This window comes from Janthinobacterium sp. BJB426 (assembly GCF_002735705.1).
Classification (GTDB): domain Bacteria; phylum Pseudomonadota; class Gammaproteobacteria; order Burkholderiales; family Burkholderiaceae_D; genus Janthinobacterium.
This window is the reverse complement of sequence record NZ_PDZL01000008.1, coordinates 50,460-64,366: the sequence shown is the minus strand read 5'-3', so window position 1 is coordinate 64,366 and position 13,907 is coordinate 50,460. Positions and strand designations below refer to the sequence as shown.

Genomic DNA, 13,907 nt, shown 5'->3' with positions numbered 1-13,907 from the left:
CGTAAAATGCGTGCGCAGCAACCAAAGCTGATACTATCCTGACCATCCACCACCTCAAAACGTCACGATGACGCCTTTATTCGAACAAGTCACGATTCCGACGGGCCACTCCTGGGGCTTGTTGTGGCGCGAACTCGATGCGATTCCCTTCCTCTGGCACTACCACCCGCAATTCGAGCTGACCCTGACGGTCAATGCGCGGGGGCAACGCTATATCGGCGACCATCTGGGCGACTTCGAACCGGGCGACCTGGTGCTGCTGGGACCGAATTTGCCGCACACGTGGTCGGCCAGCGAGCGCATCGACAGCACGCAGCCCATGCTGGCCGTCGTCGTGTGGTTTTCGCTGGAATGGGTGGAGCAGCTGGCGGCGTGTTTTCCGGAATTGCACAGCGTGCGGCAACTGGCGCGCCGCGCCGGCCCTGCCCTGCATTTTTCGCCGGCAACGAGCGCGCGCAGCGCGGCCAGGTTGCTGCAACTCAATGAACTGCCCGTGCCGCAACGCCTGCCGCTGCTGCTCGACGTGCTGCTGGACCTGGCGGGCGATGGCAGTGCGCAGCCGCTGGCGTCGGAAGCGCTGGCGCCGATGCATGCCGATGGGCAGCAAAAGCGCATGGCTATCGTGTTTGACTACATGCACGCGCATTTCCGGGAAGAGATCGCACTGGAAACCCTGGCGCAGCGGGCGGCGCTGTCGCTGGGCGCGTTTCACCGCTGCTTCAAGCGCCACGCGCATTGCACGCCGGGCGAGTACCTGGCGCGGCTTCGCATCGGCCGCGCCTGCCAACAGCTGATCGAGAGCAATCTGGCCATCGCCGTCATCGCGCAAGAGGCGGGCTACCGCAATCTCGCGCATTTCAACCGCCAGTTCCGCGCCGCCAGGCATGTCACGCCGCGCGCGTTTCGCCTGCAATACCGGCGCGGCGCCACAGGCACAGCGTAAATCCATTCGGAAACGAAAAAGGGGATCAGATTTTACAATCTGACCCCCAATATTCTGGTGCGGCTGGCAGGAATTGAACCCACGACCCCTTGGTTCGTAGCCAAGTACTCTATCCAGCTGAGCTACAGCCGCCTAAGACAAGATTATAGCAGGGCTTTGCAGAATGGCAAAGGGCGCCGTGCGGATATTTCACAATTGCCCAGGCTGCCAACATGGGCCCTGCCTTCCCGCCGTGATGACGAAAAAAAACCCGGAAAGCGAACTTTCCGGGTTTTTTCACTACTGCTGATACTGGTGCGGCTGGCAGGAATTGAACCCACGACCCCTTGGTTCGTAGCCAAGTACTCTATCCAGCTGAGCTACAGCCGCAAACTCTGACACACTTCGCCGGACGGCGCGAAGCTTGAAACTTTCATCAAAACGAAGCGAACTCCATCTTGGCAATACTGGTGCGGCTGGCAGGAATTGAACCCACGACCCCTTGGTTCGTAGCCAAGTACTCTATCCAGCTGAGCTACAGCCGCAAAACTTCTACAACATTCCATCAACAACATGGAGGTGAAACTTGGTACGACAAAACCAGGCAAAGTCTGATTTTCAGTATTCTGGTGCGGCTGGCAGGAATTGAACCCACGACCCCTTGGTTCGTAGCCAAGTACTCTATCCAGCTGAGCTACAGCCGCGCAGGCAAACATTATAGCGTATTCATTTCGCTTTGAAAAGTTCGATTTTTCAATCGCTTAGCTGATTTTGCAGAATACCGCCCCGCATGATCGACTACCTTTTCACTGCTAAAAAGCTCACGCCTTTTTATCGATGGACACTTCTGCTTTCACAGGAGCCTCCAGCGAATCGAGAAGTTGCTGTCTCGAAAGAAGCGGGATTATAGGGACTGCTTTCCAGCCTGTCCAGTGCTATCTGCAAGTGGCGCGCAAGCGTGCGGAGGCGCCGCGCCGCTTGGGGCTACAATACCAGCCAGACAGGGGCGCTTGTGCCTCCCCTCATTCATCACGGCGGGCATTGACCAACATGACCCATTTAACTGAGCTGAGCGGCGGCGGCCCGGTGGGGCAAGAGCCCGTGCGGCAGACTCACTGTTGCAGGATTTCCGATGGCCAAGCCTGACCGCACGCAAGATCTGCTGCCTCCATCAGCGCCGCTGAGCCTCTCCGACGAGCGCCTGGCCAACTTACTGGAAAGCATCACCGATGGTTTCTGCCTGCTCGACCGCGACTGGACCATCCGCTATATCAATACGCGCGGCGCCGACATGCTTGTACCGCAGCGTCCGCCTGGCGCCAGCCTGGCAGGCAACAATCTGTGGCAAGCCTGTCCCGATTTGCAGGGCACGGAACTGGAAACGCAGTACCGGCGCGCCATGGCGCAGCAGCACAGCTGCAGTTTCGAACTGCTGTATCCGCCGCTGGGGCGCTGGCTGGAAGTGCGCATTTTCCCTTCCAGCGACGGCTTGACCACGTACATCCAGGACATCAGCCAGCGCAAGGCGGCAGAGGAAAGCTTGCGCCACAGCGAGGAAGACTTGCGCGCGCTGGCCAACTCCATCCCGCAACTGGCCTGGATCGCCAGCTTCGACGGCACCATCGCCTGGTACAACCAGCGCTGGCACGACTACACGGGCACCAGCGCCGGGCAGATGGCGGGCGATGGCTGGAGCATCGCCTATGACGCGCAGCATTTGCCACCCATGCTGCACGCGTGGAAGGCCGCCTTGCGCGACGGCACGCCCTTTGAAATGGAGTTCCCCATCCGCGGCGCCGACGGCCAGTACCGCTGGTTCCTGACGCGCGCCAATCCCGTGCGCGACCGGGGCGGCCAGCTGCTGCGCTGGTTTGGCACGAGCACCGACGTCGACCAGGTCAAGCGCGCGCAGGAAGCCTTGCGTGATGAAACGCGCGTGCTCGAGTTGCTCAACAATACGGGCGCGGCCCTGGCCGGCACCCTGGACTTGCCGGCGCTGCTGCAGGAAACCGTCGATGCGGCCACGCGCATCAGCGGCGCGCGTTTCGGCGCCTTCTTCTACCATGACGATGCGGCCGTGCCCGATGCGGACGCGCTGCCGGCGGCGCGCGCCGTGAGCGGCATCAGCCTGCAACAAGCCGACGCCATCGCCGCCGAGCTGCGCCTCGGCCCGGCCACGCGCCAGAATGACCTGCTGGCGGCGCCAGACGGAGGTGCCGACGGGCCGCAGCTGCGCAGCTGCCTGAGTCTGCCCGTCAATTCGCGCGCCGGCTTGCCGCTGGGGCGCTTGCTGCTCGGCCATCCGCAAGCAGGCATGTTCAGCGCGCGCAGCGAGCGCATCGTTTCGGCCATCGCGGCCCAGGCCGCCGTCGCGCTCGACAATACGCGCCTGTACGCGGCCGCCACGCGCGCCGCCGAAGAGCGCAAGGTACTGCTCGACAGCGAACGCGAGGCGCGCGCCGAAGCCGAGCGCACGAACCAGCTGAAAGACGATTTTCTTGCCACCCTGTCGCATGAACTGCGCACGCCGCTGTCGGCCATCCTCGGCTGGGCGCAGGTGCTGCGGCGCGGCACGCGCGACCAGGCCGACCTGCACCGCGGCCTGCAAAGCATCGAACGCAATGCGCGCGCGCAGGCGCAGCTGATCGAGGACTTGCTCGACATGAGCCGCATCACCTCCGACAAGGTGCTGCTCGACCTGCAAACCCTCGCGCCCGCCAGCGTCATCGCCTCGGCCATCGAAACCCTGCGCCCGGCGGCCGACGCCAAGCACATCGCCATCCACTGCAACATCGCCAGCGATGCGGGCCGCATCACGGGCGACCCCAGCCGTATCCAGCAAGTGATCTGGAACCTGCTGTCGAATGCCCTGAAGTTCACGCCACAAGGGGGACGGGTCGATATCGGCGTGCGCCGCGAGGCGACCCGCCTGGCCATCACGGTGGCCGACAACGGCGTCGGCATCCGGAAGGATTTCCTGCCCCACGTGTTCGACCGCTTCCGCCAGGCCGACGCCTCCACCACGCGCCGGCATGGCGGCCTGGGGCTGGGACTGGCGATCGTCAAACACCTGGTGGAACAGCATGGCGGCACGGTCACGGTCAGCAGCGCCGGCGACATGCAGGGCGCCAGCTTTACCGTGCGCCTGCCCCTGGGGACGCCGGCCGCCGCGCGCCAGGCAGGCACCGCCCCGTCCGCCAGCCATGACTTGCGCGGCGTCACGGTGCTGCTGGTCGATGACGAAGCCGATGCGCGCGAACTGACGGAACGCATCCTGCGCGACAACAACGCCGAAGTGCACGGCGCCGGCAGCGTGGCGCAAGCGCTGCAACTGCTGGATCAGGTGCAGCCGGATGTGCTGGTCAGCGACATCGGCATGCCCGATGCCGACGGCTTCGACTTGCTGGCGCAGGTGCGCGCACACGCCGCCCCTGATGTGGCCCGGCTGCCCGCGCTGGCGCTGACGGCGTTTGCGCAACCGCAGGATCGCCAGCGGGCGCTGGACAGCGGCTTTCAGGCCTGGGTCTCGAAGCCGCTCGACCCGGCCGAACTGGTGGCGGCCGTGGCGCAACTGGCCGCTGCGCGCCCTGGACCGGAGCGCAAACCACCGCCCTAAAAAGATGATGCAAAGAAATACATAGTGCAGTACAAAATGTCTATTTCCATGGGTTGGCCTTCCTACTTTCAGACGCGGCACTGTCCTACAAGCAACTAAGCTGAAGTTTGCTACACTGAAATGCAGAAGCACACCTGCACGGCAGGCTGGAAATGGCGACCCTGGCCGGAGAGAATGGCAGAAGCGAGTTCATGCGCTGTTGTGCGCCCTATCTTGTTGCAAGGCGCTACTATCATTCCGACCACCGTCAGCCGCACTGCCAGCCTTGGCCGCGGTAGAAGCCAGTGTTGCATAGACCGTATAACCGAGACCCTACATGCCCAGCCAAGATGAGATTTTGAAAGCCAAAATTTTGGTCGTTGACGATTCACCCGACAATGTCGACCTGATGCTGGAAATCCTGCGCGATGCCGGCTACACCAATGTCACGGCCACCATGCGTCCGGCACAGGTCTGCCCCTTGCATCAGGAGCATTGCTACGACTTGATCTTGCTGGATCTGCAAATGCCGGAACTCAATGGTTTCCAGGTCATGAAAGGCTTGAAAGAAATCGAACATGGCGGCTACCTGCCCGTGCTGGCCCTGACGGCGCAACCGAGTTTCAAGATCGCCGCCCTGGAAGCGGGCGCGCGCGACTTCATCAGCAAGCCCTTCGACCTGATGGAAGTGCACAAGCGCATCCACAACATGCTGGAAGTGCGCCTGCTGTACAAGGAACTGGCGCAATACAGCAAGCAGCAGCAGGAACTGGCGCTGCACGATCCGCTGACGGGCTTGCCGAACCGGCGCCTGCTGGAAGACCGCATCGAGCATACCCTGCAGCAATCGGCCCGCAGCCGCGGCAAGTCGGCCATCCTGTATCTCGACCTGGATGGCTTCAAGGCCATCAACGACAGTTACGGCCACGGCTATGGCGATGAGATCCTGAAAATGGTGGCGGCCCGCCTGGTGGGCGCCTCGCGCAAGGAAGACACGGTGGCGCGCATCGGCGGCGATGAATTCGTCATCGTGCTGGGCAACCTGGCCGGCAAGGGCGACGCGCGCGAACCGGCCGCCAAGCTGATTGAAGTCATTTCCGAACCGTATTTTATCAACGACCTGACTCTGCGCCTGTCGACCAGCATCGGCATCGCCATCTACCCGGACGACGCCAGCACCGTCGAATCCCTGCTGGGCGCGGCCGACACGGCCCTGTATGAAGCCAAGCGTGCCGGCAAGAACCGCTTTTGCTGCACGCCGCATGAAGTGATCGCGTCGCAGGTCAACATGCAGAAAAGCAGCATTCCGTCGATCGCCTGACGTTGACGTCGCGCGGCACGTAAAAAACCGGCTAGCCTCGCGGCCAGCCGGTTTTTTTATTGCAGAGACACTTTATTTCTTGCCAGCCGTCACTTCATGCTGGCCCGCATGCTGGTGGTCCGTTTGCGCATTGACGGTTTCCGGCGGCACTTCGATGCGCGTGATGCCGGCATCGACGGAGATCGGGTCGCTGGCGGGGAACGTCATTTCCACGGCGTCGTCGAGCAATTCTTCCTTGGCCCGCTCTTCGCCGCTCATGCCTTCTTCATCAGCCAGGATGGCCAGCGCGCTGGCCCATTTGACGAAATTGAGGTTGGACAATTCGCGCACGGTAGTCACGCCAAACGCTTGCTGCAAGGCCTTGGCGTCTTTTGCGCTGACGCCGCGCAGGGCGCTGATGGGCGCATTGACGATGTCGCGGAAGCTTTTGTCGAGGTATTCCTTGTCGACGATGGTATCGATATTCATGGCATGTCCTTTCGTTTCGGTAAGCGGGCCAGTGCTGCATGGGGGAGGCACAGCCCCACTATGGCAGCGTAGGGCGCCCCGGTATGTGCGCAGCCGTACGTAACGACAGGAACGATGCCTGCTGGCGCAAACGATAATATTGTCTATCATATAAAAATGATGGAAGGAGATTAAAATTGCCGAAAAGACAGAAATTTTCCATCCATGCGCCCCGCGATGAAATCCTCATGTATGATCCACAACTTGAATTTGGTCCTCACCTTTCACCATTCACGGGGCGCTATGTCCGCACAAACAGATCCGAACAAGGAAGCGGCCCAGGCCGATGCGGAACGCGCCGCCGATCTCAGCGAGTTGCTCGGCCATGTCAACACCAGCTGGGACAATGAACGGCGCGCCCTGTCGCGCCAGCTGCACGACAGCCTCGGCTCCTCGCTGACGGCGCTGACCATGCACCTGTCGCTGCTGACGCAAAAGATGCCGCAGGAAGCGGCTCTGCTCGACCGCGCGGCGACCATGAAGCAACTGCTGCTGAATGTGATTGAAACCAACCGCCAGATGCAGATGAAGCTGTGGAACGACAAGCTTGAGTTTCTCGGCGTGAATGTGGCGCTGGGCGAGTTGGCCGCGCAATTTGCCGAACAGCACAAGATCACCGTGCGCTGCAGCCTGCCCGAAGATGAACTGATTTGCCCGCGCAACGTGGGCGTGGCCCTGCTGCGCACCCTGGAAGAAGCGCTCGGCAACATCGCCGCGCACGCCCACGCCACAGAGGTGGACATCATCATCGACGACAATGAAGAGGCGCTGATGATGACGGTCAAGGATAACGGCAGCGGCTTGCCAGCCAACGAGCCCGTCGAGATGAGCAAGCACGGCCTGCGCTCCGTGCGCGAGCGCGTGCACTACCTGGGCGGCAGCCTGAGCCTGACGGCCAATCCGCAAGGCGGCACGGCCCTGACCGTCGTCTTGCCGCGTATTAGCCCGAAAGAATAGTCCTTGCCAGGCCGCATCGGGCCAGAACACTGCCGGGGCACCCCGAACCGCAGCACGATTCGACGACAGGAGACCGCATGCAACGACTGATCCCCACCCTGCTGGCTGCACTGCTGACCCTGGGCAGCGCCCAGGCCGCCGACAAGACCGTGCCGCCGCCGGAAACCGTGGACAAGCTGGCCTGGCTGGCCGGCTGCTGGAACGTCGACGGCGCCGAGCCCGGCTCCGGCGAACAATGGAGCACGGCTGCCGGCGGCACCCTCCTCGGCACCAGCCGCACCGTCAAGGGCGGCAAGACGACAGCCTTTGAATTCGTGCAGATCCGCCTCACCGAGCCGGGCCAGCTGGCCTACATCGTGCAGCCGTCGGGCCAGCCGCCCGTAATCTTCAACCTGTTGCGCCAGGACAAGCCGAATGAATTCATCTTCGCCAACCTGGACAATGACTTCCCCAGCCGCATCATCTACCGCCACGACAGCGAGCGCATCTTGCATGCCAGCATTACGGGCACCTTGAAGGGCAAGCTCACCACCATCGATTTCCCCATGACGCGGGGCCGCTGCGAAGCGGCACCCGTCACGCGCAGCAAATGAAAAGGGGCCTCGCGGCCCCTTTTTGATGGAATAGCAACGGCTTAGTGCAGCTTGACCTGCGGCGTGCTGCGCTTGATCAGGAAACGGCCCATGGCCATGACGGCCGTGCGCACGCTGCCCAGCACGGCATTGTGATGCATCAGGTGCAGGCTGACATACATCATGCGCGCGACAAAGCCTTCGACGAACCAGCTCAGGCCCTTCAGCGACCCCATCAGGGTGCCCACCGAGGTGGTGCGGCCGAACGACACGAGCGAACCGTAGTCCAGGTATTCGTACGGTTTCGTTTGCGGCGGCTTGCCCTTGGCTTGCAGCAGGAATGTTTTCAGCAGGTAATCGGCTTGCTGGTGGGCGGCCTGGGCGCGCGGTGGCACCAGCTTGCCGTCGGGACCCGTGCAGGCGGCGCAATCGCCGAGCGCGAAGATATTCGCATGGCCCTGCACATTGAGCATGCCCGTCACTTCCAGCTGGCCGGCGCGGTTGGTCGGCAAGCCCAAAGTGGCCAGGAATTCCGGCGCGCGGATGCCGGCAGCCCACACGCAGATGTCGGCCGCATAGCTGGTGCCGCTGGCCACCGTCACCTTGTCGGCTTCGATCGTGGTGACGCGCGTATCGGTCACCACGCTGATGCCATGCTGGTGCAGCAATTTCGAGGCGGCAATCGACACGCGCTCGGGCAACGGCGCCAGGATGCGCGGCGCCCCTTCGAGCAGGGTGATGCGCACATCCTTGATAGCGTTGAGATTCTGGAAACCATACGCGGCATACACGCCGCTCGCTTCGCGCAATTCGGCCGCCAGTTCCACGCCCGTGGCGCCGCCGCCGATGATGACGATGTCGACACCGGGATGGCCCGCGTCGCCCTGGCGCTGCTCGGCCATGGCCAGCAGTTTCAGCAAGGTCAGACGGAAACGTTCGGCGTCTTCCGTGGCATTCAGGGAAATCGTGTTTTCCTTGGCGCCGGGCACGCCGAAGTAATTCGAGGTGCTGCCCACGGCCAGCACCAGCTGGTCGTAGCTGACGGTGCGCTGCGGCAAGAGTTGCTCATCCTTGTCCGTGGCGATGGCGCCCACGGTGAGGCTGTTCGACGCGGCGTCGAGTGCGATCAGGGGACCATAGACATAGGTAAAACCATTGTCATGCGCCAGCATCTGGTACGACAGGCCCTCTTGATGAATATCCAGGGTGCCGGCCGCCACTTCATGCAGCGACGGCTTCCAGATATGGTACAGGCGACTGTCGACCAGGGTGACCTGGCCGGCGCCGAGCTTGCGGCTGAGTTTGCAGGCCAGCTCCAGGCCGCCTGCTCCTCCCCCTACGATAACGATTTTACTGTGCAAAGATCCTCCTGCTTAAATTTTTAGTCCCTGTGCCCGTTGCCGTTGCCGTGGCCATTGCCATGACCCTTGCCCGGCTTGTTGTCATGCTTGTCGCGCTTGTCATCATGCTTGTCAAAGTGCTTGTCATGCTTGTTGTCATGACGGCCGCGGTCGCCGTAATCGGGACGGCCATGGTCGCCATGCTGCTGGCGGTAACGGGGCACATATTGGTTGTTATACCAACTATCCTGGACGAAATATACCTCTTGGTTACAGGCATTATACTTGCGGCAGTGCTTGGACCAGTTTTTCGCATGGCCGGGCGGCACGCGCAAATAGATGGGACGGGCCGAATAATATTGCGGGCGCTGCACGATGACAGGCTGGGCATAAATCAATTGCGGCGCGGGATAGTCGCCTATGTCGATGCGTCCGTAAAAGCCTGGCTGGCCGACGGTAACAGAGACGCCAACCTGGGCGACGGCAGCGGTAGCGGCCGACAGCAAGACGGCGGCAAGAATCAGGGTTTTCATGGGGACACTCCTTTTATCAGTTATGCCGTCATTGTAGACCTTGTGCAACCAACTGTTTGTTCGCAAGGACACATAAGGATGGCCGTCGCAATCTCACCACAGCTTGCCTAAAGGCACGACCAGGCCGCTGAACAGCGACCAGTCCGGCGACGCCGCCGTCAAGCCGCGCGCCATGCCGATATCGATGGTCAGCCGCGGCGTGGGGCTGTAGCTGGCGGCCAGCAGCAATTGCGCCGTGGCCGGCGCGCCGCGCAGGCGCGTGCCCGACACCTCCGCCGTGGCGCCCCAGCGGTCGCTGACGGGCGTGGAAAAGGAGGTCGCCCAGCCCGTTTGCACCCGGCCCGTCACCGGGTCGGATGCCCCCAGGCGCGTGGCATTCAGGTTGGCGTCCATGTGCACGGCGCCCAGGTCGCGGCTGAAAATGCCGTTCAGCGACACGTCGCTCTTGCCGCTGCCGATGCTGTCCTTGGCCGTGGGCAACTTCCAGCCCAGTTCCAGTCCCAGCGCGGTGGCGCTGTCGAGCAAAAAGGCGCGCTTGAGCACGACCGTCGTATCGCCCACGCCCGTGTCGCGCCGGCCCGTGTCGTCGCGTGCGCGCACAAAACCCTCGCCTTCAAGCAACACGCCCCATTCGGGCGTAAACGCCAGTTTGAACGTGTACGGCAGACTGGCGCGGCGCGTGTCATCCGTTTTCGACAGCAGGCCGCCCGCCTCGAATTCCAGCTGGCCCGGCACGGGCAACTGGGCCGGGCTTGCCACGGAAGGACGGTAAGGCAGTACGGGATCGCCCTGCTGTGCCTGCGCCAGGGGCGCGAGGGACAGCAGCAGGGATAAGCAAAGCAAGCGGGGAAATAACATGAAAGACCCGGAAGTGGCAAACGCGCAATAGCGACAGCCTACCACCGCCGCGCCGATTGCGCCCGAGCCTGCCCCGTTTCAGGCCAGGCGCCGCACACCCTGTCTGGCGGCCGGCACCGGCCGGCGCAGCGGCGTGACATTGCTGGACGCCGGCACGGCCATCTGTTGCGCCTGGGCATGCAGGCGGAACACGCCCACCAGTTCCGTCAGGGTCTGCGCCTGGTCCTGCAGCGATTCGGCCGCCGCGGCCGCCTCTTCCACCAGGGCCGCGTTTTGCTGCGTCACCTGGTCCATCTGCAGCACGGCCTGGTTGACTTGCTCGATGCCGGCGCTTTGCTCGGCGCTGGCAGCCGTGATTTCCTGCATGATGTCGGCCACCTGGCGCACGCTGGCGACCACTTCATCCATTGTCTTGCCCGCGTCATGCACGAGCTTGGAACCGATTTCCACCTGTTCGACGGAGTCGCCGATCAGGGTCTTGATTTCCTTGGCGGCACTGGCCGAGCGTTGCGCCAGGTTGCGCACTTCGGAGGCCACGACGGCAAAACCGCGCCCCTCCTCGCCCGCCCTGGCCGCTTCCACGGCCGCGTTCAAGGCGAGGATATTCGTCTGGAAGGCGATGCTGTCGATGACGCTGATGATGTCGACGATCTTGCGCGACGAGGCGTTGATCGATTCCATCGTCTGCACCACCTGCCCCACCACGGCGCCGCCCTTGCCGGCCACGTCGGACGCGGCGCCGGCCAGCGCATTGGCCTGGCGCGCATTGTCTGCATTCTGCCGCACGGCCGACGTCAGCTGCTCCATCGACGACGCCGTTTCTTCCAGCGAACTGGCCTGCTCTTCCGTGCGGGACGACAAGTCGAGGTTGCCCTGGGCGATTTCGCCCGAGGCCGTGTTGATGGTGTCCGTGCCCGAACGCACCTGGCTGACGATGCCCACCAGTTTGTCACGCATGCTTTTCATGGCAAACAGCAAGCTGGCGCTGTCGTGGCTGGCCGTGCGGATATCGACGGTGAGGTCGCCCTCGGCGATGGCGCCGGCGATCCTGACGGCATACGACGGTTCGCCACCGAGCTGGCGCGTCAGTCCGCGCGTGATCAGCGCCCCCAGCGCCAGGCCGGCCGCCATGCTGCCCAGCACCAGCGCGATCATGAAACTGCGGCTGGCCTGGTACACGCCCGAGGCCTGCTCGGAAGCCGCCTTGGCGCGCTCTTCCTTCTGCAGCGACAATTTGTCGAGCACGCCGTCGAGTTCGTCGGCATGCTGGCGCGTCTTGTTGAGCAATTCGACCAGTTGCGCGCTGCGCTGGGCCAGCGGTTCGGCCGCCGCCAGGGTCAGCGCCTGCTGCATGGTGGCAATGTACTCCGCTTCGACGGCGGCGAAGCGGGCAAACAGTTCCTTGGCCGCTGACGTGACGAACAGTGGTTCCGCCTTGGCCAGGTAGCTTTTATTCAACTCGAGGAATTTGGCGATGTCGGCCTGGCGCGTGGCGCGCTCTTCGGCGGTCGTGGCCAGCAGGAAATTGCTGCGCGCGCGGCCCACCTTGATCAGGGCGATATTGGCTTCCTTGATGTATGACAAGCCCAGCAATTCGTGGTTGTACATCTGCCCCGCCATGGTATCGATCTTGCCCATGTTGAAGATGCCGATGCCGGCCACGATGGCCCCCATCAGCGCCACGCAAAAAAAAGCCGCCAGCAAGCGCGTTCCCACCTTCATCCGGTTCAACATGATTTCTCCCATAAGACTGGCCGATACTCGATGTAACTGGAGCGTACTGGCTTGAATATAAAGAAAAATCACGGAAAAAAATGCTCGGATTGTCACCAAACAACAATTCCTTGATTTATGGCAACATGCAAAACGGCTTGCCATGCTAGGCAAGCCGTTCGGGAGCATGCTTGACAGCGTGTATTAGTGGCCCGTGTGAGCCCCAGGTTTACGCACCGTCATCTCGACGCCACCTTTCACCACTTGCTTGCCCGCACCCTGGCCGCGCACGGGTTCCGGCAAGGCGCCCGTCCATTCGTAGGCCACGCTGCCGGCCGGGTGCTTGTACCAGCCCGGATCGCGGTAGTCGCCCGGCTTCTGCTCCTTGCGCACCTTGACCGTGGTAAACATGCCGCCCATGCCGATGGCGCCGAAGGGGCCGTCGCCCGCCATCATCGGCAAGGTATTGTCGGGAATCGGCATCTGCATGTCGCCCATGTCGGCCATGCCCCGCTCGCCCATCACCATGTAGCCGGGCACGAGCTGGTTGATCTTCGCCGCCACGCCCTGGTGGTCGACGCCGATCATGGTCGGCACGTCATGTCCCATGGCATTCATCGTATGGTGCGACTTGTGGCAGTGGAAGGCCCAGTCACCGAGGTCCGTGGCCGTGAACTCGACAGCGCGCATCTGGCCCACGGCCACGTCCGTCGTCACTTCGGGCCAGCGCGATTCGGGGCGCGTCCAGCCGCCGTCCGTTCCCGTCACCTCGAATTCATGGCCATGCATGTGGATCGGGTGATTCGTCATCGTCAGATTGCCCACGCGCACGCGCACCTTGTCGCCCTGGCGCACGACCATGGGGTCGATGCCGGGGAAGACGCGGCTGTTGAAGGTGAACAGATTGAAATCCGTCATGGTCATGATCTTCGGCGTGTAGCTGCCGGGATCGATGTCATAGTTGCTCAGCAAGAAGACGAAATCGCGGTCCACCTTCATGAAGTTCGGGTCTTTCGGGTGCGTCACCCAGAAACCCATCATGCCCATGGCCATTTGCGTCATTTCATCCGCATGCGGGTGATACATGAAGGTGCCGGGCCGCTTGGCGACGAATTCATAGACGAAAGTCTTGCCGGGAGGAATACCCGGCTGGGTCAGGCCCGTGACGCCATCCATGCCGTTGGGCAAGCGCTGACCATGCCAGTGCACGCTCGTGTGTTCCGGCAATTTGTTCGTGACGAAGATGCGCACGCGGTCGCCCTCCACCACTTCGATGGTCGGGCCCGGAGACTGGCCGTTGTAGCCCCACAGATTGGCCATCATGCCGGGCGCCAGTTCGCGCACGACGGGCTCGGCCACCAGATGAAATTCCTTGACGTTGTTGTTCATGCGCCAAGGCAAGGACCAGCCATTCAGGGTGACGACGGGGTTGTAGGGACGCCCGTTCGGCGGCGGTGGCGGCGCTTTCGTCTCCGCACCGGCCATGCTGACGGCTTCCGGCAACGAGGCCGCCCCCACGCGACTCACGGCTGCCGCACTCAGGGCGACGGCGCCCGCATTCATGAAAAAGTTTCTACGTGTAATCATCA

The 13,907-nt window shown here is 62.7% G+C and carries 11 protein-coding genes and 4 tRNA genes; 5 read left to right on the top strand and 10 right to left on the bottom strand.

The window, feature by feature from the left end:
• The first annotated feature begins 67 nt into the window (after positions 1 to 67).
• Positions 68 to 943 carry a helix-turn-helix domain-containing protein gene (locus CSQ93_RS14765; protein ID WP_099378687.1) on the top strand — a complete coding sequence of 292 codons (876 nt, stop codon included), beginning with the start codon at positions 68 to 70 and terminating at the stop codon, positions 941 to 943.
• A gap of 55 nt (positions 944 to 998) precedes the next feature.
• Here the strand turns inward: CSQ93_RS14765 and CSQ93_RS14760 are convergent.
• From CSQ93_RS14760 to CSQ93_RS14745, 4 genes are all read right to left on the bottom strand, one after another.
• Positions 999 to 1,075: transfer RNA gene (locus CSQ93_RS14760), tRNA-Arg, on the bottom strand.
• Between the two features lie 160 nt (positions 1,076 to 1,235).
• Positions 1,236 to 1,312, bottom strand: a tRNA-Arg gene (locus tag CSQ93_RS14755).
• 78 nt (positions 1,313 to 1,390) lie between these two features.
• Positions 1,391 to 1,467: transfer RNA gene (locus CSQ93_RS14750), tRNA-Arg, on the bottom strand.
• Positions 1,468 to 1,549: 82 nt separating this feature from the next.
• Positions 1,550 to 1,626 (bottom strand) — tRNA-Arg (locus CSQ93_RS14745).
• Positions 1,627 to 2,054: 428 nt separating this feature from the next.
• On the opposite strand from CSQ93_RS14745, the gene CSQ93_RS14740 reads away from it, so the two are divergent.
• Together CSQ93_RS14740 and CSQ93_RS14735 are read left to right on the top strand one after the other, a co-directional pair.
• The gene (locus CSQ93_RS14740; RefSeq protein WP_099378686.1) at positions 2,055 to 4,538 is read left to right on the top strand and encodes a hybrid sensor histidine kinase/response regulator; all 2,484 of its coding nucleotides are present in this window, start codon (positions 2,055 to 2,057) and stop codon (positions 4,536 to 4,538) included.
• A 316-nt stretch (positions 4,539 to 4,854) separates the two neighbouring features.
• On the top strand, positions 4,855 to 5,838 hold the full coding sequence (locus tag CSQ93_RS14735) for a GGDEF domain-containing response regulator (protein WP_099378685.1): 984 nt from the start codon (positions 4,855 to 4,857) through the stop codon (positions 5,836 to 5,838).
• Positions 5,839 to 5,910: 72 nt separating this feature from the next.
• Here CSQ93_RS14735 and CSQ93_RS14730 read toward each other — a convergent pair whose 3' ends face one another.
• Complete coding sequence (locus tag CSQ93_RS14730; RefSeq protein ID WP_099378684.1) at positions 5,911 to 6,306, bottom strand: hypothetical protein; 396 nt, start codon at positions 6,304 to 6,306, stop codon at positions 5,911 to 5,913.
• Positions 6,307 to 6,588: 282 nt separating this feature from the next.
• On the opposite strand from CSQ93_RS14730, the gene CSQ93_RS14725 reads away from it, so the two are divergent.
• Both CSQ93_RS14725 and CSQ93_RS14720 read left to right on the top strand, forming a co-directional pair.
• The gene (locus CSQ93_RS14725) at positions 6,589 to 7,302 is read left to right on the top strand and encodes a sensor histidine kinase (RefSeq protein WP_099378683.1); all 714 of its coding nucleotides are present in this window, start codon (positions 6,589 to 6,591) and stop codon (positions 7,300 to 7,302) included.
• 77 nt (positions 7,303 to 7,379) lie between these two features.
• Complete coding sequence (locus tag CSQ93_RS14720; protein ID WP_099378682.1) at positions 7,380 to 7,895, top strand: DUF6265 family protein; 516 nt, start codon at positions 7,380 to 7,382, stop codon at positions 7,893 to 7,895.
• A 41-nt stretch (positions 7,896 to 7,936) separates the two neighbouring features.
• Here CSQ93_RS14720 and CSQ93_RS14715 read toward each other — a convergent pair whose 3' ends face one another.
• The 5 genes from CSQ93_RS14715 to CSQ93_RS14695 form a co-directional block, all read right to left on the bottom strand.
• A complete protein-coding gene (locus tag CSQ93_RS14715) occupies positions 7,937 to 9,235 on the bottom strand; it encodes an NAD(P)/FAD-dependent oxidoreductase (RefSeq protein WP_035820065.1) in 1,299 nt (432 codons plus the stop codon).
• Between the two features lie 20 nt (positions 9,236 to 9,255).
• Positions 9,256 to 9,747 (bottom strand): hypothetical protein, encoded by a 492-nt coding sequence (locus CSQ93_RS14710; protein WP_070280290.1) that lies wholly within the window; start codon positions 9,745 to 9,747, stop codon positions 9,256 to 9,258.
• 93 nt (positions 9,748 to 9,840) lie between these two features.
• Positions 9,841 to 10,605, bottom strand: a complete 765-nt coding sequence (locus CSQ93_RS14705) for a hypothetical protein (RefSeq protein ID WP_099378681.1) — start codon at positions 10,603 to 10,605, stop codon at positions 9,841 to 9,843.
• A 78-nt stretch (positions 10,606 to 10,683) separates the two neighbouring features.
• On the bottom strand, positions 10,684 to 12,339 hold the full coding sequence (locus tag CSQ93_RS29760) for a methyl-accepting chemotaxis protein (protein WP_099378825.1): 1,656 nt from the start codon (positions 12,337 to 12,339) through the stop codon (positions 10,684 to 10,686).
• A 183-nt stretch (positions 12,340 to 12,522) separates the two neighbouring features.
• Positions 12,523 to 13,905, bottom strand: coding sequence for a multicopper oxidase family protein (locus CSQ93_RS14695; protein WP_099378680.1), 1,383 nt, complete (start codon positions 13,903 to 13,905; stop codon positions 12,523 to 12,525).
• Positions 13,906 to 13,907 lie beyond the last annotated feature (2 nt).